Origin of the sequence: Listeria cossartiae subsp. cossartiae (genome assembly GCF_014224155.1) — a bacterium.
GTDB classification, from domain to species: domain Bacteria; phylum Bacillota; class Bacilli; order Lactobacillales; family Listeriaceae; genus Listeria; species Listeria cossartiae.
Genome location: NZ_JAASUI010000001.1, coordinates 960,788 through 982,886, shown reverse-complemented (window position 1 = coordinate 982,886; position 22,099 = coordinate 960,788). Strand labels below are relative to the sequence as shown.

Here is a 22,099-nt window from a genome sequence, read left to right as displayed (position 1 = left end):
AGTGGTCGCAATGCTTTTTTTATATGACTTGGTGACTAATATGTAGTAAGGTTTTCCCTTGGTATTTTGTAGTGATTTTTATTCGTGTCGTCGTGTCTTGTACATGCTGGAAAATATACGATAAATAACTCACCACACCTGTATTTTCCTCATCAAAGACCCAGTGGCGTTCTTTAAAATCTAAAATCCCTTCATCCATCGCACGTGGGGTTGGATAATGATAATCGTTTGGCAGTTTTGCAAAAAACAAATGCATTCCACCTAGGTATTCTTCATTTACAAACCATATCATTTCGCCAATATCCCGGATTTCGTAATCAGCTGGAGCAATCCCGGTTTCTTCAGTAATCTCACGCTGAATGGAATTGATAAGCGCTTCCCCCGGTTCAATTTTCCCGCCAACACCATTCCAACTTCCCATCCATGGTGCTTTTTGTCGATTTAATAATAAAATTTGGTCTCCTCTTTGTATAAAACAAATGGTGTATTTGTACACGATGTCACCTTCCATTTTCAGTTTTACTTAGTATAGCATAATTCCACGCACAAAAAGAGCAGCATCCGCGTTTTGTAGGGAGACGGATGCTGCCAGGTGAGATATTTCATTGAAAAAAGGTTACTCTTAATATAACGAATAGATGTGAACAAAGTGTGACTAAATCATGAAAGTTCATGTTTTATTTTTTGAAGTAAAAAATCACCTTGTTTGGTTATGCTGTAATATTTTTGTTTACTATTATTTTCGTCTCTCTGAATAAACCCATGAAACTCAAGCCAATAAGTACAATATAACAGCTCATTTCTTGTAGAACCGCCAACGATGTCTGTTTGCAAAAAATGAATGGTCAATGATTTTATGTTATATATTGGATTTTTAACAACATTCAATACCATAAGAATAAGCTTATTACTGGGCCTCTCCATACTTGAAACCTTCTTTACTTAATATTATCGCTTTCTGGCTTCGTTTACTTTCAGGCGTCTACCCTTCACTTTGCGAGAACGCATCATGTCGAGAACAGCTGGACCTTTTCCATTTAAAATTTCGACAAAAGAAACATGATCCTCAATCGTAATAATACCAATATCTTCTGCTGTAATGCCTTCTAGTTTAGAAATAGTACCAACAAAATCTACCGCGCGGATTTTTTTCTTTTTGCCGCCGTTAAAGTAAAGTTTCATGATGTTTTTATTTAATTTTTCACCGCGCGCTTTTTTAATTACCGGGCGCTTTTGTTGTTTTTTGTGGAAAGCTTCTTCATTTGCTCTTACTTCAATGATAGTCGGTTTGCGTTTTTTTTCAATCGTGATATGCAGCAATTCTTCTATGTCGCGCAAAAGTGGATTTTCATTCGTCTTCACGAAGCTAATCGCCTTCCCGCTTTTTCCAGCACGGCCAGTACGACCGATTCGGTGGACATAGTTTTCTTTTTCAATCGGCAAATCGTAGTTAATCACGAGCGACACATTATCTACATCAATCCCGCGCCCCGCCACATCTGTCGCAATTAAGAAGCGCGATTTGCCGCTTTTAAAATCATCCATCGCACGAAAACGGTCTTCTTGTCTTAAACCGCCATGAATTTTGCTAACTCTTAAATCGAGTAAATCCGTTAGCTCATCTACTTGATTTTTCGTGTTGCAAAAAATAATCGCACTATCTGGATTTTCTGTTATCAAAACGTCTTTTAATGTTTTTTCTTTATTGTCCGTTTGCATCTCCACATGGAAAATCGGGTTCGTTTTTTCTGACGCCATTTCAATTACCATTGGATTATCTTGATAACGTTTGATTAAATCTTGCATTTCTTCTGGCATAGTCGCAGAGAAAAATAGATTTTGGCGCTCTTTTGGTAAACGGCTAAGAATGTCTTCCACTTGATCAATAAAGCCCATGCTTAACATTTCGTCTACTTCATCTAAAACTAAATGAGCTACTTTATCGACATGCAGTGAGCCTTTTTCAATGTGATCCAGTAGTCGGCCAGGTGTCCCAACGACAATATGATTTTTTTGGCTTAATTCTAGTTTTTGTTTAGCAAATGGTGATTGTCCGTATATGGCTGCTGCTTTCACGCGTTTAAATCGACCAATGTTCGTGCATTCTGTTTTAACTTGCATTGCAAGCTCTCTCGTTGGAACGATAATTAGCGCTTGTGGCTTGTTCTCTTCCCAAACGACTTGTTCAGCAATTGGAATAGCGAATGCCGCTGTTTTCCCACTACCAGTTTGTGATTTAGCAACGATATCTTCTCCTGTTAAGGCAACTGGAATTACTGCTTTTTGAACAGGCGTTGCTTCTGTATATCCTAGTTCATTAATCGCTCTTTTAATTTCTTCACTTAATTTTAAATTCGTCATGTCAGTCCTCATTTCCTCCTATCATCATACCATATTTTTTCACAAATGACGGTACGAATTGTTTGTAGTTCGCCGCATCTTCCTTTAGAATGAACTCTAAGCCCCCAAAATAAGGAGGAAACAATGAATTTAGATGATTTGAAGAATAAAGTTACCGAGTCCCTGCCCCTGGAAAACCTAGGAACACTGACAGAAGAGGCAACAAACAAAGCATCTGAGCTTGGCGAACAAGCGAGCAATGTCACAGAAAATTTACAGAATGAAGCGACGAACTTAACAGAAAATCTGCAAGATAAAACAAGCGGACTTACGGAAAACTTGCAAGATACCGCGAATGAATTAACTGGTGGGTTTTTGGATAAAATAAAGAATTTGTTTCAATGACGTGAAAAAGCGAAGTAACTCGATTGGGCTCGAGTTACTTCGCTTTTTCTACTTTTTAATAATTATTACTGGTTTAATAATTATTAAATATACATAAGCTCCCAGAACAAAAACGCTAAGTAAAAGTATCATATTCTTTGTTAGTTTTTTGTTTGATAATTCTTTTGTCGTAATCTGCTCAAGTAAAATTTGATACTTTGCCTGAGAAGAAGTTACACTGTCTACAACGTCTGATGACTGCATACCCAATGCTTGTTCCATTTTCCGATCTGGTTGATAAATATCATTAGAAAACTGAAGTGTATAGATTTCTTTGTTCTCTTTTAAAGGTAATTGATTTACATATATTGTCTGGCTCTTTTCAAGCTTAGTGCTTGCTTTTACATTTTTATTTACTTTGATATCAAATACAATAAGTTTACTGAACTCACTTTTCTTTTTAGAGTTAAATGTGTGCAAATCATCTTTTCTATTTTCGACCTGCGCGGATATCTCAAAATGCTCTGACATTAATTTATTCCGACCACTTTCAACATTGAAATCAAATGCTAAATTCGGGGAAATATCTTTCCAATCATCATTAAATTTTTCTTGTAAAAAGTACCGTGTTCTATCTTCTATACTACTATTTTTCAGCCAACTAATTTGCTGTATTGAGTTTAAAAAAAGCCACATAGAAAGACATAACATCAAAACTCCTAGTAATATTTTTAAAATATATTTTACTTTATTATTCATAATTCACCCATTCATTATTCTTTTCTTTTAAGTTCTGTAAAAATTGAAAAGATACTACCAAATGTTCTTCTACTTTTTTTGTACCTCCATTAAAATAATCAAAAACTATCCCTTTTTGTGAATAGTTCACCATATGGTCAGTAATCTGTTGTTCAATTATTGTATAGCCTTTTTCAACAGAACCAGCTCCAATATTGCTTAAAAACTCATTAGCTCGATTTAGTTCACCTGACTCAATCTTACTATAATAATCAGTAATAGCCTTTATTCCATCTGGCGCACCACTCTGTATAATAGCGGATAAATTCACTGCATCTAAGTCGGCTCTATAATCATCGTTACTCATACTTGGTGCAGCATCAAATACACCAAAAATATCTCCTGCATATCCTGCATTATCCTCAGCAGAATAAACTCCATTCTCAATGCCGCCGTATACACTTCCAAACCATTTAAGTCCATCCGAATGTAATTGAGCAGCTAATGTTACTGACATGTGGGCGAAATCAATTGTTCCGTTAAACTGTTCAAATAAAGTAGTGTATCTATCACGTTCAGCTTGAGATAATGCATTATAGTCTACTTCAAATATTGCTGCTGTATAATCCTCCACACTATCCCAAGCACAGACATTATGCTGATTAATTATAGCTGTGCTTAATATCTTATACTCCTCCTCAGTTATTCCTAACTCCAAAAGTTTAGCTTTTAAATTAGATTCATTAAGCGTACCTGCAATGATTCCCCAAGCTTCAAAACCATATTTTTCATTATCTCCATAATAAAAAGCTCCCATATACGCAAAAAAACGTTCAAATGCTTCTGCCTCATTGGCTGATTGTTTTCGCAAATTTAAGTATAAAGTGTACATGATTTCAGCTTCTGCCTCATTAAATCCAAACTGAATTTTCATTGCGGACAAAAACTCTACTTTTCCTTTTTCAAACGAAATCATACCAGCTTGATAACTTGTAGGTGTTATTTTATTATTATCAACTTGAGTCAACATAGCATCAAGTTCAGCTTGTAAGTTTTCAATCTTACTAAATTCTTTACTCCATCTTGTTTCAAAACCTTCCAGCTTCATGTTAATTTTTGCAATTTCGGCTATTCCATCATGATGCAATTCTTCAAACAAACCTAAGTTACTCGTTGGAAATGCAATAAATTCATTTGCTTCTTGAATAAGGTTATTTAATTCACGATATTCTTGCATTTCACGATCAGTTAATTGATTCAAATGAAGTTTGTATTCCATTTGAATAGCTGGAATATCTACAAGACCATTTGCTCCGAATTGCGCTTCTGCATCATCTTGATAAGATTTTAATATTTTTGTCAACTGCTCATTGATTTGCAGTATTTTTTGTTGTATTGGTTGGTAAACTTCTTGTAAATAAGCACGGCTTGCATCGGCGGTTTTTCCTTTAAAGAACTCCTGTGTTTCTGTTGTAAATGCAGTAGTAGCTGTTATCGCATCGCTTAATGCTTCATACTCGTTAGTAAGTGCTGCTGTATTTTCATTGACAAGCTCATTTAATTCTCGTGCATCTATCTTCATATTTGTTCACCCCGTTACTTCCATATCTGTTAACATATTTTTATCTAAATTAACAAACTCAGCACAATTTTTTTCTATATCTTGTGTCGTACGGTCGCCAAACTGCTGTAATCGCTCCATTTGCGCGTCCATTTTAGCCATAATAGCTTGCATTTTATTTGTTGATGCTAGTTGATTTTTACGAGCAACTAAGGAAGCTTTTTTATAAAATATCTGTTGTTTCCCAGCAAATTGGTTAGTACTTTTTAATATCATTGATTCATTTACCTGTATATCAGACACTTACCTCTTCCTCCAATCGTTTTAGATTAGAGTAGTAGCGAATATCTGCCTGATAATCACTTACTTGATTTTGCGTTCGATTTATTTCTGCTTGTATCTCCCGTACAACCTCGCTAACCACAACATTTTGATTATTCCAAAATTGGAATCGTCTTTGAAGTACTTCTCTCATGACACTATCAGATTTACCTTGCCAAAAATCATATGGTAAATCGATTTGGCGAATGGACAAGGTCCCAATTTGTTCCCCTTTTCTCTCTACTTTTAAGATAACTTCTCTTAATCTTCGTATTTTTTCTTGTTGTCCCGCGATGGATTGTTGTGCACTAACAATTTCAGCATCATATTTTGACATTCTTTCCACCTTCTTATTTGTATTGTGTATTCATTCACTATAACGATTATAACTAATTGTGAAAAAAGCTTCAATAGATTATTAGAAAAGTAAAAAAAGTTTTTAAAATAAGAAAAATTGTACACAAAAAAGAGGTGGTGAAACACACCTCTTCCATATAATTGTATTCCTTCCCTATAACTTTCTACTATTACAATTTTTTTACTTGGCGCTTTCAATATGCGTCCCACTATCAAAGTCATGATTAATAAAATTAACTAACGTAAATTCGCCATCCTCATATTCAAATTTCAAGATACAGCAGTTTTTCAGCCCTGTTACTTTGCCGATTTTGCTCGTTTTCTCCCAGTAGCGGGCGAACTGAGCGCAAGCGGCTCCGTGAGATACAGCGAGAACCGTATCATGCTTATCTTGGCTCATGATACCCTCCATTGTGTCCAATAAGCGATCTCTAAAATCCATTTCCCGTTCCCCACCAAATGTCGCGAAAAAATCACCATATGGAAGTGGCGGGTTTAAGTCCTCGCTCTCCCCTTCAAACGTACCAAAATTCCATTCTTTCAACCCTTTTAACCGAGTATAGCTCTTATCAGTAATCAGCTCCAACGTGTCGCATGCGCGCTCTGAAGTGGAACTGTAAGCTTGATCGAATTCAATCTTATTTTCTTGAAAGTAACTTCCAGCGATTTTAGCTTGTTTAATACCAAGTTCTGTTAATGGTGCATCGCAAAAACCTTGAATTTTTTTACGTTGATTAAATAATGTTTGGCCGTGGCGCATTAAATATAGCGTTTTTTTCATGTCATTCTCCCCCTGTATCTAATATCTTACTATTAGTCTATCACCTTGGAGTAGCTCCAAGTCAAGCATTTACCGGCTTAACTTTTCCTCTTTTTTCAAGTATCTGCTATAATAAATACACTTAAATCAATAAACCCATAGCGAATAAAAATCGAGGAGGAATTCAAATGACGTTAAATGTTTACTTGAATTTTAGAACACAATCCAGAGATGCTATCGCGTTTTATGAAGAAATTTTTGGAACAAAGTGTACAGATTTGCTGACATATGGGGAAATCGAGACAGCGGATGAACCTATAGATGATTCGCTAAAAGATTTAGTTATGAATGCGAGCTTAGTAATGGACGGGGTAAAAGTCATGTTTTCCGACGTACCTAAGTCTAGGCCACTTACATTTGGCGACAATATAACACTCGTGATTGATACATCCGACGAAATAAAATTAACGAAACAATTCCATCAGCTTGCAGAAGGCGGCAATGTAGTAATGCCACTTGCGAAAACATTCTGGTCGGAAAAATTCGGAGAGGTTACAGATAAGTTTGGGATTGTCTGGCAGCTCAATTTATCATGAAAACAAAAGAGCCTGGGATAACTCTCAGGTTCTTTCTTTAAGTCCATTTTTAGTAGGATGACCAAATTTGCAAGGACTTTCATATTAAGTTAAAATAACACGTATCAAAGAATTATTTTTAAATGAAAAAGTGTAGAAAAGAGGAATTCTTTATGGCAAAAATCGAATTAAATCCTAAGGTAGATGCGTTTCTAACTAAACCATCCACTTGGCAAGCTGAATTCAAAGCATTAAGAGAAATAGCAATCACGTTTGAACTAGAAGAAGAATTCAAATGGGGAAAACCTTGTTACGCTGTCGATGGCGGTAATGTATTCTTAATTCATGGTTTTAAAGATTATTGCGCATTACTCTTTATGAAAGGTGCACTTCTCCCTGACCCGGAAAACATTTTAATCCAACAAACGGAAAATGTCCAAGCTGCCAGACAAATTCGTTTCACTAACTTGCAAGAAATCCTTGATCAACAAGCGATTTTAAAAACTTACATTCAAAATGCTATTGACGTCGAAAAAGCGGGATTAGAGGTAGAACTTAAACCCAGAGCTGAAACACCTATCCCAGAAGAATTACTTGTGAAATTTGAAGAATTGCCAGCTTTAAAAACAGCTTTTGAAGGGTTAACCCCTGGTCGCCAAAAAGCTTACTTACTTTATTTTTCGGCTCCTAAACAATCCAAAACACGTGTTTCGCGTATTGAGAAATACGAAGCAACGATTTTAGATGGATTAGGACTGAACGATTAATTGAACAAAAAGAGGCGCAACCTGTGAATGGTTGCGCCTCTTCTATTTATTTCACTTCTTCAAAATCGTATAGTTGCCAGCTGTTATCAAAAGCTGGTTCGGTTGGTCCATAAATACGGAAATACGTGAACCAATTGGCATCTGGAACCGTTTGAATCCATGGTAGTGACTCATCTTCCGGTGGATTTGGTCCAAAATAGAGCGTCGTGTTTCCATCCGCATCTACTTCGAATGTATCTTTAATAGAGTTCAGTGCTGGCATAAATTGCTCGGTAACAATTTCTGAACGAGTATCCATGTCATACACTGTTACTGACCAGAAAATGCTCGTAGGTACTGGTGTTGGCACTTTTAATGTATAGTTTTTGCCGCCATCCAGATAGTTCCCTTCTTTGTCTTTCACGCCAAGCATATATACAGAGCCAAATCCGACTTTATGCATAAACATCATATGCGTTTCGAGTGTCGCTTGATAGAACCAGCGCTCTCTTACAGGAAGATTTAAATATGTTTTTTCATAGAAATCGTTATTCTCACCGTACACTGCCCATTCCCAGTTCTTCCCTGGCCATGTAATAGCAGCTGGATCATCTGTATTAAAGGAATTCACAAACATCATGTCATTTGCTTTTTCAGCCGCTTCGGTTAATAGCGCTTTTTTATCTGAATCAGGATTAAATTCTTTATTTGGCGCTAAACCAATGGCTTTTAGTAAACCATACATTTGATAATATTCTGGATCCGTTTTATCATTATCCAGCGCCCACTTAATCACTTCCCAGTAATCAAATTTCCCTTCCACAAAATATGGCGTAGAAATTGCTTTACGGTGCGAAAAATCATGGAACGTACTTACTGGATTATTATCTTTTTCTTTTAATGGATAAAATTTTACTTCTTTAAGAAGCGCAAATGCTTTTTCATAGTCACTTGCTTGATGAACCATCGCCCGTAAGCAAATAAGGAAACGGTAGCTAGAAGGTTTTCGAATTATGTAGCCTTCCGGAATATCTCCTTCATAATTAGGTGGTAAGTACAAATATTTAGCACCTTTGCCTTGTTCGTCCCCTGTTAACCCCATATTCGTAATAAATTTAAAATTAATATCATCCGCCACACCAACGATTGTGCCCGGTGGTAATTCGATAACAACTGGACCATTCTCGGTGTTTCCCGTTCCAAGGCAATAAGGAGTATCCGAATTTTGCGTCAGTACATTTAAATCAGGAGTCGTAAGTTGAATAATAAAATCGTGGTTCTCGGTAATTCCTAAATCATGTAAAGCCTTAAAATTTGATACGTTAGACACAGTTGGATAGAAAAACCGATAAGCTTCGACAGCTCGATTTAAAAATCCCTCTTTTCTGATTGCCTCTACTTTACTCTCAGGTAGCATTTTTTTCATGTAAAAATCCTCCTTCAATTAGCTTTTTTTAAGAACACTTAAACCATACCCCTGTTTTTGGATGTTTAAGCGTAAAATAAAAAATCTCCTCGATATGAGAAGATTTTTTATGAGAAACTAGATTAATTTTTCTTTTTTCTATTGTTTTTATAGAGCCAGATACTACTAAAGAGTGCCAAAAGTAAGCCGAATCCTAAAATCAAATTTGACTGTAAATCTCCTGTTAAAGGTAGAGGGAACTTATTCTTGGTTATTAATATATTTCCAGATGAAGTATCCGATGTTACGTCTAGTTTAGCTTGATAAATGTAGTTGATTGTTTGTTCTTCTAGCATAAATTTCCCAGTTGCGTTAGCTGGTTTTTTTATGAGCGTATAGCCTTGGATTTCTTTGGGTTCCGTAGAATATGTTTCGCCGATTCCTCCACTTAATACTTCGCTCATTGCCAGTTCATTTTGGTGTTCGTCGATATATTTCACCGTAATATCTTTAGCGGGAGTTATTTCATTTTTACTCGTACGATATACGTAAGTGACAGTTTGGCTCGTTTCACTGAATTGGCCCGCTGCATTGCTTGGAGTTTCAATGAGGGCATAACCTGCAATTTCTTTGGCTGTTGCCGTGTAGTCATCGCCAATATTTCCTGACAAAATTTCGCTCGTTACTAGTTCATTGCCTGCTTCATCCACGTATTGGACCGTGATATCTGCGGCCGGAACAGGGATTTTCGAATATACATACGTCACGGTTTGTTCTTCTGCGCTAAATTCGCCTTCTGCATTTGCTGGCGTTTTAGTTAATGTATAGCTCGGAATTTCTTTGGCACTTGAGTGATATTCCTCGCCAATATTTCCTAATAAAATTTCGCTTGACGCTAGTTCATTGCCTGCTTCGTCCACATATTGCACCATGATATTTGCGGCTGGAACGGGGTCTTTCGAATATACATATGTCACGGTTTGTTCTTCCGCGCTAAATTCACCTTGTGCATTTGCTGGCGTTTCTGTCAATGTATAGCCCGCAATTTCTTTCGCGATTGAATGGTACTCCTCATCGATATTTCCTAGTAAAATTTCGCTTGGAGCTAGTTCATTGCCATCTACATCCACGTATTGCACCGTAATATTTGCAGCTGGGATAATGTCTTTTGAATATACATATGTTACCGATTGTTCTTCTGCGCTAAATCCACCTTCTGCATTTGCTGGTGTTTCTGTTAATGTATAGCCTGCAATTTCTTTCGCGCTTGAATGATAATCTTCGCCGATATATCCAGTTAAAATAACATTTTCCGCAATTTTTTTCTTCGATGTGTCTTCATATTGCACCGTTACATTTGCTGCTTGTACCGGATCAACATAGACAGTCACCTCTTTAGGAACAGCTTTAACTCCGTCGATATTCTCTGCATTTAATGTCACGACATATTTTCCAACTTCTTTTAAATTAACGATTGATTCAAAATTACTTGTCACAGGCGTTTCATCATTTGTCTGCGCCTGAATATCATTTAAAAATTCCGTTTCCGTTTTCTCGCTTCTTTGTGGATAACGAATTTCAGCATCTGTAGTAATGATTGGAACGGTAGATGCTTTAACTGGTTGTCTTACGGTTCCCGTGAAAGAACCTTTTACGCCAGTCATATTAATTACTTCAGAAAACCCGTAACTGACTAAATCAAGATTTTCAAGTGCATTATACGACCAAGTTAATTGGTTATTTGCGTATGTACCTCTATCTGATATAGAAGTTGGTTGGACTACTGCCCCCATATTACTAATTTTATTATCAAGAACTAAATCATCCAAAACAACGACTTTTTCTAAAACTATTAACTGGCCCCCTGCAGTTAATATCTTTAGGTTAGGCATAATGGTTGGAAGATCACTTGGTAAAACACTAATGGCATTGTATCCGATATCCATAGAAGTTACTGCTGGTAACCCTTTAAGCATATCAATATCAGTCAGTTTATTGTTAAGTAAATTTAAATTCGTTAATTTTGGTATATTTTGAATGATACTGTCACTTTCTAACATATTATTTTGTAGTCTTACTGCTGTAACAGATGGTAAATTATCCAGTACGGCAGTTTTGATTTTACTATGTTCAAATTTTAATGCTGTTACTTTTGGAAGATTCACCATTTCTACTTTCGTTAAAGTCGGGATATTTCCATAGTATATACCTTCCACACCAAAGTAGCCCATGTTAAGTAATTGAGGGTTATTTTTAGCAATTACTGTAGTTAAATTGATGAAACCTGAAGACTTCGGAGTATACACATTGACCAATTTCGGCTGATCCTCTATATCAATAACTGTTAGCGTAGGATTATTTTGGATATCAAGCGTCGTTAATTTTGGTAGTTGATTTTCTGCATTTAAAGTAATAGTGCTAATTTGATTATCGCTTAAATCTAGTTTTACTAAATTAGGTAATTGCGTTAGTGGAGCAGCATCCGTTATTTGGTTATTATTTAAGTTGATAGTTGTTGCTTTAACCAATAAATCCATTCCCGTCACATCAGCAATACCTTTGCCGTTTGCCGTTAAAATGATGATTTTATTCAAATCTGCTTGATTCACTAATTGTGTTGTGTCCTCTGAGCCAGTCGCTGCTTTGGCAATAACTTGGGCTAATGCAGCATCCGGAAAGACTTTTGAATATGTATCCCCTGCTTGAAGTGTTGTTTTATTTGAATTTTCTACTGCATCAATCATTAAAGGATAAGCACTTAATGATTGAAAAAGTAGTATTCCGACTATGATGATAGTACTTATCCTTTGTTTCATGATTAATTCTCCTCAGATGTTAGTAGTAATTATTATAAAGGACTCGATGCTTCACTACTTGATATGTAAAATTATTTTATCTCTATAAATAATAATTATAGCAACAGAGGGACTAACATTTAAACATGGTATTAGGTTTTTTTTTCAACCACATTAATTCCGTTCACACAATGTTCACATAATGACATGGATTAGTATATTTTTAAACTTTTTTACAGTTGCACTCTTGGCTCAATTGTGATATCAAACACAAATAAAAACTCTCCCTATGGTTCAGGAGAGTTTTTACAAGAAATGCGATTAGCAGTTATTTGATTTATTTTTTTCTTTTTTATTTCGGTACATCCATAGGATACTAAAAAGTACTAGTAAAATCCCCAATCCAAAAATCATATTTAGCGGCTGATTTCCTGTTCGAGGTAGAATTTGTTGGTTCCTTTTTGTTGGGTGATTGTTATTCAATGGTTGAATGTCTCCATTTGAATTATCCCCGATTATGTCTAGATTTAGCTTTACCTCGTCTTTGTTCGCACGGTAAATATATTTGATTGTTTGAGCCTCTGCCATAAATTTACCACTTGCATTGGCTGGTTTTAGTATGAGGGTATAGCCTTTAATTTCCTTAGGTGTAGTTGTGTAGGAATCATGAATGTTCCCGGTTAACACATTACTTGTAGCAAGTTCTTTCCCTGTTATATCTTCATATTTCACAATAATCTTGGATGTCGGGATAGCATTCTTTTTATACATATAGATAACCGTTTGAGCTTCTGTTGTGAAATTCCCGCTAGCATTACTGGGCACTTTTACCAGCGAATAGCCTTCCAGCTGCATGGCTTTAGTTGTATAAGCTTCCCCGATTTTTCCGCTTAGTACTTCCGTTGGTGCTAGCTCGTTACTGCTTTCGTCAAGGTATTTCACAGTTATGTTTGCTGCTTCCAGGGTGCTCTCTAATCGATACACGTATGTTACCGTTTGAGGCATTTCAGTAAAAATGCCGCCAGCGTTAGCAGGAGTTTCCATTAAGGTATAGCCTTCTATTGTTTTGGCTGCTGTTGTGTATGTTTCACCAATTTCACCAGTTAGTACTTCCGCTTCACTAATTTTAGCTCCAAATTCGTCCTGGTAATTCACCGTAACATCTTTTGCTAAAATTGGCTCTGCTTGAATCGCACGATACGTATATCTTACTATTTGCTCGTTTTCGGTAAACTTGCCTGTCGCATTACTCGGCGTTTCCATTAAAGTGTAGCCTGTAATGGTCTTCGCTGTTGTAACGTAATCTTCATCCATATTACCTGACAATGTATCACTAGTTGCAATTTCGATTCCCTCTTCATCCGTGTATTGTACTGTAATATCTTTGGCTGGAGTAGGATTTTTTGCGTAGATATAAGTCACCGTTTGTTCTTCTAAGCTAAATTCGCCTTGTGCATTTGTAGGCATTTCCGTTAATGTGTAACCAAAAATTTCTTTTGCGCTTGAGTTATATGCTTCTCCGACATTTCCACTTAATACGCTATCTTCTGCCAGTTTATTCCCGGATTTGTCTTCGTGTTTCACCGTTATATTAGCACCTTGTACAGAATCAATGTACACGGTCACTTCTTTTGGAATAGCCTTAATTCCGTCTATATTCTCGGCATTTAACGTTACAGTGTATATCCCCACTCTCTTTAAGTTTACCATTGTTTCAAAATCACTTGTAATAGCTAAATCATCACTTGTTTGTGCATGAATCTCACTTAAAAAAGCAGCTTCTGTTTTTTCTGTTCCTAGCGGGTAATGAATTTCTGTATCTGCATTAATTACTGGAACAGTAGATCTTTTAAACGGTTGCGTTACTTTTCCTGAAAAGTTTCCGTCTATGCCAGTTGCATTAACTCGCTCAGAAAACTGGAAATTAACCTCTGTTAAACTTTTGATTCTTTCATAGGACCAAGTTAGTTTTTCATTTGCATATGTTCCTGCATTTGATATCGGGATTGGCTGGCTTAGTTTACCAAAATTACTAATTTCATTATTAATAATTAAATCAGCATCATCCACAGTAATTACTTTGTCTAGCGTAATGACTTGATTTATTGCACTCAGTGTCGTTAATTTTGGCATTTTTGTTTTTAGATTACTTGGTAAAACGCCGATGGAATTCGCTTCGATATTTAAAGTAGTTATTTCTGAGAAGTCACTAAGCACATTTATATCGGTAATTTGATTATTGTTTAAATTTAGCGTCGCTAGTATCGGCATATCTTCAAATTTCGCTATGCTATCACTTGTTATTTTATTATAATTTAGATTCACTTCTGTTACTGCCTCTAAATTATTTAGTTCGATATGATTGATACTATTACGATCCAATCGCACTACTCTTACTTTGGGAAGGTTGACTAATTCAACGTTCGTTAGACTAGCTATGCCCTCAAAATAAACACTTTGTATACTAAAATATCCAAGGTTAACTAGTTCTGGATTATTTTTGGCAATTACCGTTGTTAACTCGGATAATCCTGTTTTATCAGAAGTTTTGACATCGACCAATTGGGGCTGATCTTGGATATTTATGGAGGTTAGTTCCGAATTTCCTTCTATATTTAGTGAAATTAAATTAGGAAGATTTTCTACATCCGTTTTGTCTAACTCCACTTCTGTTAGTTGATTCTGGGACATGTCTATTGTTTTTAAATTAGGGAGATTTTGAAGGTTATCAAAGACATTTCCGGTTAGTTCATTTCCTTGTACCGGAAGATCCTCAATGGCTAAATCAGTAACATTCAACTCGCTAATACTGTTTCGGTCAAGGCTTACTTTCGTTACTTTCGGGAGATTGACTAATTCGACTTTCGTTAAACTTGGTATTTGGCTAAAGTAGACATTTCGCATAGTGTAGTAACCTAAATTGACTAATTCTGGATTATTTTTGGCAATTACTGTTGTTAACTGGCGTAATCCTGTATTAATGGAAGTTTTCACATCTACCAATTGAGGCTGATCTTGGACGTTTATGGAAGTTAGTTCCGAATTTCCTTCTATATTTAGTGATATCAAATTAGGGAGATTTTCTACATCCGTTTTGTCTAATTCCACTTCTGTTAGTTGATTCAAGGACAGGTCTAAAGTTTTTAAATTAGGGAGATTTTGAAGGTTATCAAAAACATTTCCTGTTAGTTTATTTCCTTGTAATGGTAGGTTTTCAATGGCTACATCGGAAATTTCCACTTCGCTAATACTGTTCCGGTCAAGGCTTACTTTGGTTACTTTTGGGAGGTTGACTAATTCGACTTTCGTTAAACTTGCGACTTGGCTAAAGTAGATATTTCGCATAGAGTAGTAACCTAAATTGACTAATTCCGGATTATTTTTGGCAATTACTGTTGTTAACTGGCGTAATCCTGTATTAGAAGAAGTCTTTACCTCTAACAATTTGGGTTGGTCTTGGATATCCATAACTTCCAGATTGGGATTCGTTTCAAGATCAATGCTCGTTAGTTTAGGTAGCTGGCTTTCTGCGTTTAAGGTAATACTACTAATTTGATTATTCTTTAAAGCCAAACTTACTAAATTCGGTAATTGGTTTATTGGAGAAATATCTGTTATTTGGTTACTATTTAAGCTTATACTTGTCACGTTTGCTAGTAAATCTATTCCTGTCAGCGCGCTAATTCCTTTACTATTTGCACTGAGAGATGTAATTTTATTCAAGTCCTCTTGTGTGACTAATTGCGTTGTATCCTCTGATCCCGTTGCAGCTTTGGCAATAACTTTAGCTAAAGCAATATCAGGAAATACATTTGCATAGGTATCTCCTGTTTCAAGGGTTGTCTTGGTTTGTTTTAGAGCATTAGTTAATCCTTTAGCTGGCTTATTTGTTTCTATATTCTGTTCATTTTCTTTGGCTTCCGTGATAAATGGATACGCGTTCAATGATTGAAAGAGCAATATCCCGACTATAATAATTGAACTTATCTTTCTTTTCATGATTAATCTCCTTAGATGTTGGGGCATTTTATTGTCATAGTGATTTTCTTAAAGACTAAGTGCGTTCACTATTTGATATTTGGTTTCATTTCGCCTTAATAAGTACTAATTATAGCAACACTAAGCCGCCCATTTGAACACAGTATGGGGATTTTTTTTATTTTCTGTCATTCTCGTTCACATATCGTTCACATTTATTTTGGAATTGGTTCTATTTTTAGACTTATTGGTTTTTTTGGAGAATTACAGTCAAGCAGACAACCGAAAGTCCTCTATGGCTTTATTCTACATAAAAAAACGCTATAACCATTTGGATTCCAATGGTTATAGCGCTCTCCACGATTAATTATCCCAATCAATCTGATTGCCTTCATTTTTAACTATTTGATAAAGTTGTTCTTCGTTTTCAATGAGATTCGTAATTATTTGGACAAGTTTTTCTGCTCGAGCTTCTGTTTCAGGCGATAGCGTGTAATATGCCACATACATCCCCGCTTCCGGATCAGAGCCCATTCCTTCTAAAACATCTGGTGCATGCTTAGCTAAATAATAGTTCAAAAATGCTTCCCAATTATAGCCATGCATATAAGCATCTTCGTTCATTTCATTCATTTTCTCGCCAATTGCAATCAACTTCTCCGTGCTAATGTTAAGGCAAACTGATAGATTATCCTCGAATTTTACTATTTTTACGTATTTTTCCATAAAACTTGCTCCTTTTGTTTAGGCTTATCATGGTGCTTTTCTTACAATGGTTTACAATTAAATCAGTTACTATAAAATAACAATTCTTCTTAGGATATAATTGTCACTAATTCAAACTAATAAAATTATGATTGTTAAATAAGTTCAACAAACCACTTTCAATATTATCACCTATCAAGCAAAAATAGTCATCATAAGAAGAACACTTGGCGATTTGAGCATCTGAAGGTCTCGTGTTCACAAATGTACTGCCGGATATATTTGTTCTAGAAAACTTCGTGTCTTCAAAAATACAATTTTCAAACGTTTAAGGTTTCCTCCAATAAGTTTTATAGGTTTACTCGCTCGTATTTATATTCGATGTTCTCGCCATAACTAAAAAAGGTAAGCCACCTAAATCATCTGTTTTAAATTCAAATAGAAATGAATTATCTCTGAATTTAGGAAGATTCATCCGCGAACTTTCGTAACTATCTTCGTGCACAAAAAGAAAATCTTCTGAAGTGTCTATATGTGAGGAAGTATATCCTGACAAAAAACAAACATTGCTAAATTTAATTTCTATTTCATAAAAATAACTAAGATCAATCCCGCCAATAATTTCGAGTTCATGACCATTAAATGATGAAATATCAAGGTCAAACCATAGGCGACCGTTTTGAACTAACTGATTAATTTCTGCTATTTTTCTTTGCATTTACGTTCATCCTTTGGTAAACCTAATAATATTTTCACAAACTTGGTATTGTATCTTTAGTATACAAATGGCATTTATTCTTTGTAAAGGTTTTTAATACCTAAATATATTTTATATCTGCTAACTCTCACCAATCAAGTTAAGCTAACTCTGGGCTGATTCACTCCTCTGGAAGAATTTTAAAATTAACTGGACGTTGCTTTTTCTACTATCAAAATCCACGTAAAAAACTACTAGCATTTATATCTCATTCCCGCTAGTAGTTCTTTTATTTTCTCTAAAATATTCTTGTCCTCATTATTAATATATAATAGAATGGTATCACGAAGCATTAAACAGCAGCAATTTTGAAACTAATTTCGCTTCGATTCTGCGCCGTAAGTCTTCATCTACACAAACGTGTGAATTTCCATATTCGTCAAATAAAACTCTTGTAGATAATGTTGTAATATAACCCGTATAGTGATCTAAAACTGCTCCAACTGCTTCTATATCTCCCTCTGATGCAGCAACGATTGTTTCGTAAGGTACTAGTCTATTTTTTCTCTGCGTTGTTTCATTCATTTCTGGTCTTCCTCCATTATCTTTTTTAATTCGGCTAGTGTGCTGTTTCTCCTACGTGATACAGTTCGTCTAACTAGGTTTAGCTCTTCTGCGATTTTCCTATCAGACATACCGAGAATATAGGAGAGTAATATGATAGCTTGTTTTTCTTTTGGTAATAATTTAATAGCTTCTGCAATTATTTCACCCGTTACTATTACCATTCCTACATTTTCAACGAAGAACAGAAATTCCCTATGCATATTACTTTCATAAATAACCTGTTTACCTAACTCTTTTTCTGACAAGCTATCCATTGATACTTCATATTTCTTTAGACGTTCAATTTCTTTGTAGATATTTCTCGTTTCATTCCTCAATATTTTTTTACAATAGCTATCAAAGGCATGCTGTTTATGTTTTTTATGCGCTTGTAGATGCATCTACTCACCTCCTGTTTCTATCGCCCCGTGTAAAAATTGCAAGGGTATCCTTCCCCTACATCACTATTACAACTAAATTCTATTTTTGGGACAGTAATCTTGAAAAATGTTTAAAAAAAGTAAAATTCTGCATATAAAAATCCAAAAATCATTGTCGGTGCTCCTCCTCTCTATAAAAATTATAAAATATTTTTTGGATTTATTGCTAAAAATATATTTATTTTTGTAGTAAAACGGAAATTATTTAGCAGCAAGTATTGGAAATGAGTAGGCATACCATATAATTTTTACAAAAAAAGAAAGAAGCCTAATAGCTCAGGCTTCTTTTCTTATTAGATATATTGTTTGTTTTCCATGCTGCTCATTTTATTATTTACGTTTGTCGTTATTTTTTTTGCTCCAATATATTGCTAATCCAGTTACTACAAGTCCTAGACCAATAAATACTAAAGCAATACCGCCATTATCTCCAAGCAGTGGTAATGGTCTAGTTTCAGTCATTTTCATTACTGGGTCTACCTTATCTCGCGTTGTTTTCTTCGGCAGTGGTTTAGGTATTTCCTTATTCATGATTTTTATTTCAACGATGCCTTCATGTGATCCATCAATAGTTATTTTGGTCGGTTCAGTGACAAGTTGATAATTTTTCGGAGCAATAACCTCAGTCAATTCATACTCGCCGTATGGTAAATCTGCTGTTTCAAATTCGCCAGACTGGTCGGTCGTAAATTCTAATTTGCCATCATGCTCTATAAACTCGCCTGTTTGCAAATCTTTTAATTTAAAACTCGCCGCATTATTTTTGATAGGTTCTTTTGTCTGCTCATCGCATTTGATTACTTTGATTTTTTCTTTGATGACTTGTTCTTTGACTGTAACAGTTACATCCGCTACTTCCGCTTCATTGTTATAGAGTAAATCAAAAACATGCTTCTCCGTATCTAGCAAATAACCTGTCGGCGCTTCTTTTTCTAGCCAATAGTAGCTATCCAGTAATAAATTTTCTGATTGTGCCTGCCCATTTTCAATCGTCACTGTATCCATTAACATGTCATCCGATGAACGATATAATTCATAAACCGCTCCATCTAAAACGGCATTTCCTTGCGCTAGTTCACCTGTTTCAACATCTTCTTTAATTAGTTTAGCAGTCCCTTTTTGCTCCACATCCACCGCTTGTACTTGTGTGTTCGTGATCGCTACATTTTGTCCCGCATATTTAATTTCAAAGGATAACTTTTCGTCACTTAGAAGATAGCCAGATGGTGCTTTTTCCTCTAGCAAGTAATATTGGCCCAGCGAAAGCGAACCAGATTCCGCGTAACCTTTTTCATCGGTGATTAGTTCTCCCACTCGTGCATCGCTATTGTTATAAATCCCATATATAGCTTCTTTTAGAGTGTAATTATCATTGGGCATGCTCGCGCCAAATTCTTGTCCGCTTTTTGTTAATTTAACAGTCCCCATTTGTTTATTATTGTTAAAAATAAGTTCTGTTGTTTCACTTGGTCTAATCGTTGTTGTTTTAACTTCTCCACTATTATGGTAGCCTGTTGGAGCCGCTATTTCGGTAACTTTTACCTGCGTCCCTTCTGGAATTCCAACAAGTTCAGCTATACCAGTTGCATTTGTTACGACTGTTTTAGATGTGCCGCTGTATTCAAATTTAATGGTTGTGTTTGGTAATGGCTGATTTGTTTTTGGATCTATTTTTTTCACTCGCACACCACCGAGTTTTTTCACGTTCACTTTTAGTTTTGCTTTCCCAGTATCTTGCAAATGAAAATCTACCAAACTTTGGCGGTCTGCTTTGTTATAAACAATCGATGTTCCTAAAGCAGAATCTGGGACTTTAGAAAACGCAATTTCTCCTGATTTAGAATTCTTATCTGCTTTTAATTTGAGTGTATTTCCAGTTTTCGTAACCTGGATTCCTGTCGCATTATTTGTGATATTCAGCACGTCTGTTACATTGCTTGTATCACTCTGTACAAACTCTTGGCCTTCAATTATTGTAATTGTCTGCGTGTCCCATGATGGCTGTGTATCATGCTTTCTTACCTGTGCTAAAATTGTATCTCTATCCGTCCAATAGTTAGGTAATGATGTCCACTCTAATTGTTCCCCGAGCACTTCCCAAATAAGTAATTGGGTGGTCGCAAAATCTTTGTAACTTTGTTCAGATTGAGTAAAGCCATAGTAAGCAACTTTAGATAACAAGTCTTTTTTACTACCTGTATATGTTTCCGCACTATAACCTTCTTCTGTATTTGCTGGTGCGGCAGAATCGATACAAAAGACATCTTTACCATCCATCTTCATGTTCCAGATATCTTTGTTTTCTAATTTCTGCCCATTTGTAAAGCTAATTCCTGTATAAAAATAACCTGTTTCATCGAGCCGAAGTGATGCCGCTATTCCATTGAACGGTTGAAATAGATTTGCTAATATCATAACTACTAGCACCATTGCGATTATTTTTACTTTCTTTTCCTTCCTTTTTTGACTGTTCATTTGTCTGTTTCTCCCTTTTGTTTTTAGTCAATTTACTTCTGTTAATTTCACCCGTAGCAGAAGTTGTTACGTTTTTTCTTGCTGGTTAAAATTTTATTTGTATTTCGGCGTGCTCTTATTTAGTTGTCAAAGAACGGATGCAAACTTTTTTATAGCTTGCATAACTACTACAATTAGAATTTTCTTTTGGGTCATAAAAATAAAAAAAGCATACTATTAAGTACGCTTTTTAAATGAGTTTCATTTTGTTATGTTAATGGAAAAAAATCAAGATATCTAAACTTTTATTGAAAAAATAGAAAGCCTACTAAAATTGCAAAATAATTGGTATAGTATAAGATAATGAGTAATATTCGAGAGATTTGATATGTATAAATTGGTTATGAGAACTCATACAAGGGAACCAACAGCAGAGAAAAAAATAATCCAAAGAGGTGCAACATATGTTTAATGAAAATGAGTTATATCCAGTGTTACTAAGCAATAACTTTTCTAAAGTTGACGATTTTCTAACTAAATATGGCATAGATAGTGTGGACAGGGACAATCGTTCTTTATTAATGTCAGCAGTCGTAGAAAGAAAAATGAGCATTATCGAATATTTAATTGAAAAAGGTAGTAATTTGAATTTACAGGATAAAAACGGAATGACTGCATTACATCTAGCTGCAATGCATGACTATACTGAAATAGTTGAGTACTTGATTTCAAAGGGAGCTATTGTTGATGCAGAAGACAATAATGGGAATACGGCGTTATGGCGTGCAGCAATGGAGCTACCTAAAGAAGCTAAATCTATAGCTATTTTATTGGAAAATGGAGCTGATGTAACAAAGCAAAATAAATACCAAATATCTCCTGAAGACTTATTGTCTGATGAATAGGAAGCTAAATTTAAAGAATCAACATGAAAAAAATTACTATCTATATGGAAACTGAATCCTTAAAATGAGACAGTAATTAAAAAGCAATTGATTAGGCTATGGATCATCGATATTCTATCGGTGATCCATAGCCTAATTTTTGTTGAATTCGATATTTATTATGATAAACTATCACAATAAATTTCAGCGTATCATATATGTTTCTGCACATGTATGTCATGCTGAAATTAGTACAACGATAAAATTATATGTATGTTAGTAAAAACTAGAAACTTGACTGCAGATAGAATCTCTAATTTTTTCCCAAAAACAAGGAAAACATCAGCAAACAA

Annotated in this window: 20 protein-coding genes; 4 read left to right on the top strand and 16 right to left on the bottom strand. The window is 35.3% G+C overall.

Annotated elements, in window-relative coordinates; translation table 11 throughout:
* Positions 1-19: 19 nt before the first annotated feature.
* The 3 genes from HCJ30_RS05070 to dbpA form a co-directional block, all read right to left on the bottom strand.
* Complete coding sequence (locus HCJ30_RS05070) at positions 20-496, bottom strand: NUDIX hydrolase (protein WP_185391596.1); 477 nt, start codon at positions 494-496, stop codon at positions 20-22.
* Positions 497-660: 164 nt separating this feature from the next.
* On the bottom strand, positions 661-924 hold the full coding sequence (locus HCJ30_RS05065) for a DUF3116 family protein (RefSeq protein ID WP_185391218.1): 264 nt from the start codon (positions 922-924) through the stop codon (positions 661-663).
* Between the two features lie 24 nt (positions 925-948).
* Entirely contained in the window at positions 949-2,361 is a 1,413-nt protein-coding gene (gene dbpA, locus HCJ30_RS05060; RefSeq protein ID WP_185391217.1) for an ATP-dependent RNA helicase DbpA, read from the bottom strand.
* 123 nt (positions 2,362-2,484) lie between these two features.
* Here dbpA and HCJ30_RS05055 point away from each other — a divergent pair, with 123 nt between their 5' ends.
* Positions 2,485-2,745, top strand: a complete 261-nt coding sequence (locus HCJ30_RS05055; protein WP_003726046.1) for a hypothetical protein — start codon at positions 2,485-2,487, stop codon at positions 2,743-2,745.
* A 48-nt stretch (positions 2,746-2,793) separates the two neighbouring features.
* Here HCJ30_RS05055 and HCJ30_RS05050 read toward each other — a convergent pair whose 3' ends face one another.
* From HCJ30_RS05050 to HCJ30_RS05030, 5 genes are all read right to left on the bottom strand, one after another.
* The gene (locus HCJ30_RS05050) at positions 2,794-3,483 is read right to left on the bottom strand and encodes a hypothetical protein (protein WP_185391216.1); all 690 of its coding nucleotides are present in this window, start codon (positions 3,481-3,483) and stop codon (positions 2,794-2,796) included.
* Positions 3,476-5,044 carry a T7SS effector LXG polymorphic toxin gene (locus HCJ30_RS05045; RefSeq protein WP_185391215.1) on the bottom strand — a complete coding sequence of 523 codons (1,569 nt, stop codon included), beginning with the start codon at positions 5,042-5,044 and terminating at the stop codon, positions 3,476-3,478. Before HCJ30_RS05045 ends, HCJ30_RS05050 begins: the two co-directional genes overlap by 8 nt.
* A gap of 6 nt (positions 5,045-5,050) precedes the next feature.
* The gene (locus tag HCJ30_RS05040; protein WP_185391214.1) at positions 5,051-5,326 is read right to left on the bottom strand and encodes a hypothetical protein; all 276 of its coding nucleotides are present in this window, start codon (positions 5,324-5,326) and stop codon (positions 5,051-5,053) included.
* The gene (locus HCJ30_RS05035) at positions 5,319-5,681 is read right to left on the bottom strand and encodes a DUF5082 family protein (protein WP_185391213.1); all 363 of its coding nucleotides are present in this window, start codon (positions 5,679-5,681) and stop codon (positions 5,319-5,321) included. The genes HCJ30_RS05040 and HCJ30_RS05035 overlap by 8 nt, the downstream gene beginning before the upstream one ends.
* 201 nt (positions 5,682-5,882) lie before the next feature.
* Positions 5,883-6,482, bottom strand: a complete 600-nt coding sequence (locus HCJ30_RS05030; RefSeq protein ID WP_185391212.1) for a histidine phosphatase family protein — start codon at positions 6,480-6,482, stop codon at positions 5,883-5,885.
* Between the two features lie 167 nt (positions 6,483-6,649).
* Between HCJ30_RS05030 and HCJ30_RS05025 the strand changes: the two genes are divergently transcribed.
* Together HCJ30_RS05025 and HCJ30_RS05020 are read left to right on the top strand one after the other, a co-directional pair.
* Entirely contained in the window at positions 6,650-7,057 is a 408-nt protein-coding gene (locus HCJ30_RS05025) for a VOC family protein (protein WP_185391211.1), read from the top strand.
* Positions 7,058-7,209: 152 nt separating this feature from the next.
* A complete protein-coding gene (locus tag HCJ30_RS05020) occupies positions 7,210-7,803 on the top strand; it encodes a YdeI/OmpD-associated family protein (protein WP_185391210.1) in 594 nt (197 codons plus the stop codon).
* Positions 7,804-7,849: 46 nt separating this feature from the next.
* Here HCJ30_RS05020 and HCJ30_RS05015 read toward each other — a convergent pair whose 3' ends face one another.
* The 8 genes from HCJ30_RS05015 to HCJ30_RS04980 all read right to left on the bottom strand — a co-directional run bounded on the left by HCJ30_RS05015 (position 7,850) and on the right by HCJ30_RS04980 (position 20,883).
* Positions 7,850-9,208, bottom strand: a complete 1,359-nt coding sequence (locus HCJ30_RS05015) for a DUF1254 domain-containing protein (RefSeq protein ID WP_185391209.1) — start codon at positions 9,206-9,208, stop codon at positions 7,850-7,852.
* 122 nt (positions 9,209-9,330) lie between these two features.
* Positions 9,331-12,003: a MucBP domain-containing protein gene (locus HCJ30_RS05010; RefSeq protein ID WP_185391208.1), complete on the bottom strand. Its 2,673-nt coding sequence runs from the start codon at positions 12,001-12,003 to the stop codon at positions 9,331-9,333.
* A 300-nt stretch (positions 12,004-12,303) separates the two neighbouring features.
* A complete protein-coding gene (locus HCJ30_RS05005; protein WP_185391207.1) occupies positions 12,304-15,981 on the bottom strand; it encodes a MucBP domain-containing protein in 3,678 nt (1,225 codons plus the stop codon).
* Between the two features lie 342 nt (positions 15,982-16,323).
* Positions 16,324-16,686, bottom strand: coding sequence for an Imm51 family immunity protein (locus HCJ30_RS05000; RefSeq protein ID WP_185391206.1), 363 nt, complete (start codon positions 16,684-16,686; stop codon positions 16,324-16,326).
* 337 nt (positions 16,687-17,023) lie between these two features.
* Positions 17,024-17,383: a hypothetical protein gene (locus tag HCJ30_RS04995; RefSeq protein WP_260444417.1), complete on the bottom strand. Its 360-nt coding sequence runs from the start codon at positions 17,381-17,383 to the stop codon at positions 17,024-17,026.
* A 321-nt stretch (positions 17,384-17,704) separates the two neighbouring features.
* The gene (locus tag HCJ30_RS04990) at positions 17,705-17,947 is read right to left on the bottom strand and encodes a helix-turn-helix domain-containing protein (protein ID WP_185391205.1); all 243 of its coding nucleotides are present in this window, start codon (positions 17,945-17,947) and stop codon (positions 17,705-17,707) included.
* Positions 17,944-18,369 carry an RNA polymerase sigma factor gene (locus HCJ30_RS04985; protein WP_185391204.1) on the bottom strand — a complete coding sequence of 142 codons (426 nt, stop codon included), beginning with the start codon at positions 18,367-18,369 and terminating at the stop codon, positions 17,944-17,946. The genes HCJ30_RS04990 and HCJ30_RS04985 overlap by 4 nt, the downstream gene beginning before the upstream one ends.
* A 369-nt stretch (positions 18,370-18,738) precedes the next feature.
* On the bottom strand, positions 18,739-20,883 hold the full coding sequence (locus tag HCJ30_RS04980; protein ID WP_185391203.1) for an MSCRAMM family protein: 2,145 nt from the start codon (positions 20,881-20,883) through the stop codon (positions 18,739-18,741).
* Positions 20,884-21,326: 443 nt separating this feature from the next.
* On the opposite strand from HCJ30_RS04980, the gene HCJ30_RS04975 reads away from it, so the two are divergent.
* Positions 21,327-21,767, top strand: coding sequence for an ankyrin repeat domain-containing protein (locus tag HCJ30_RS04975; protein WP_185391202.1), 441 nt, complete (start codon positions 21,327-21,329; stop codon positions 21,765-21,767).
* Positions 21,768-22,099 lie beyond the last annotated feature (332 nt).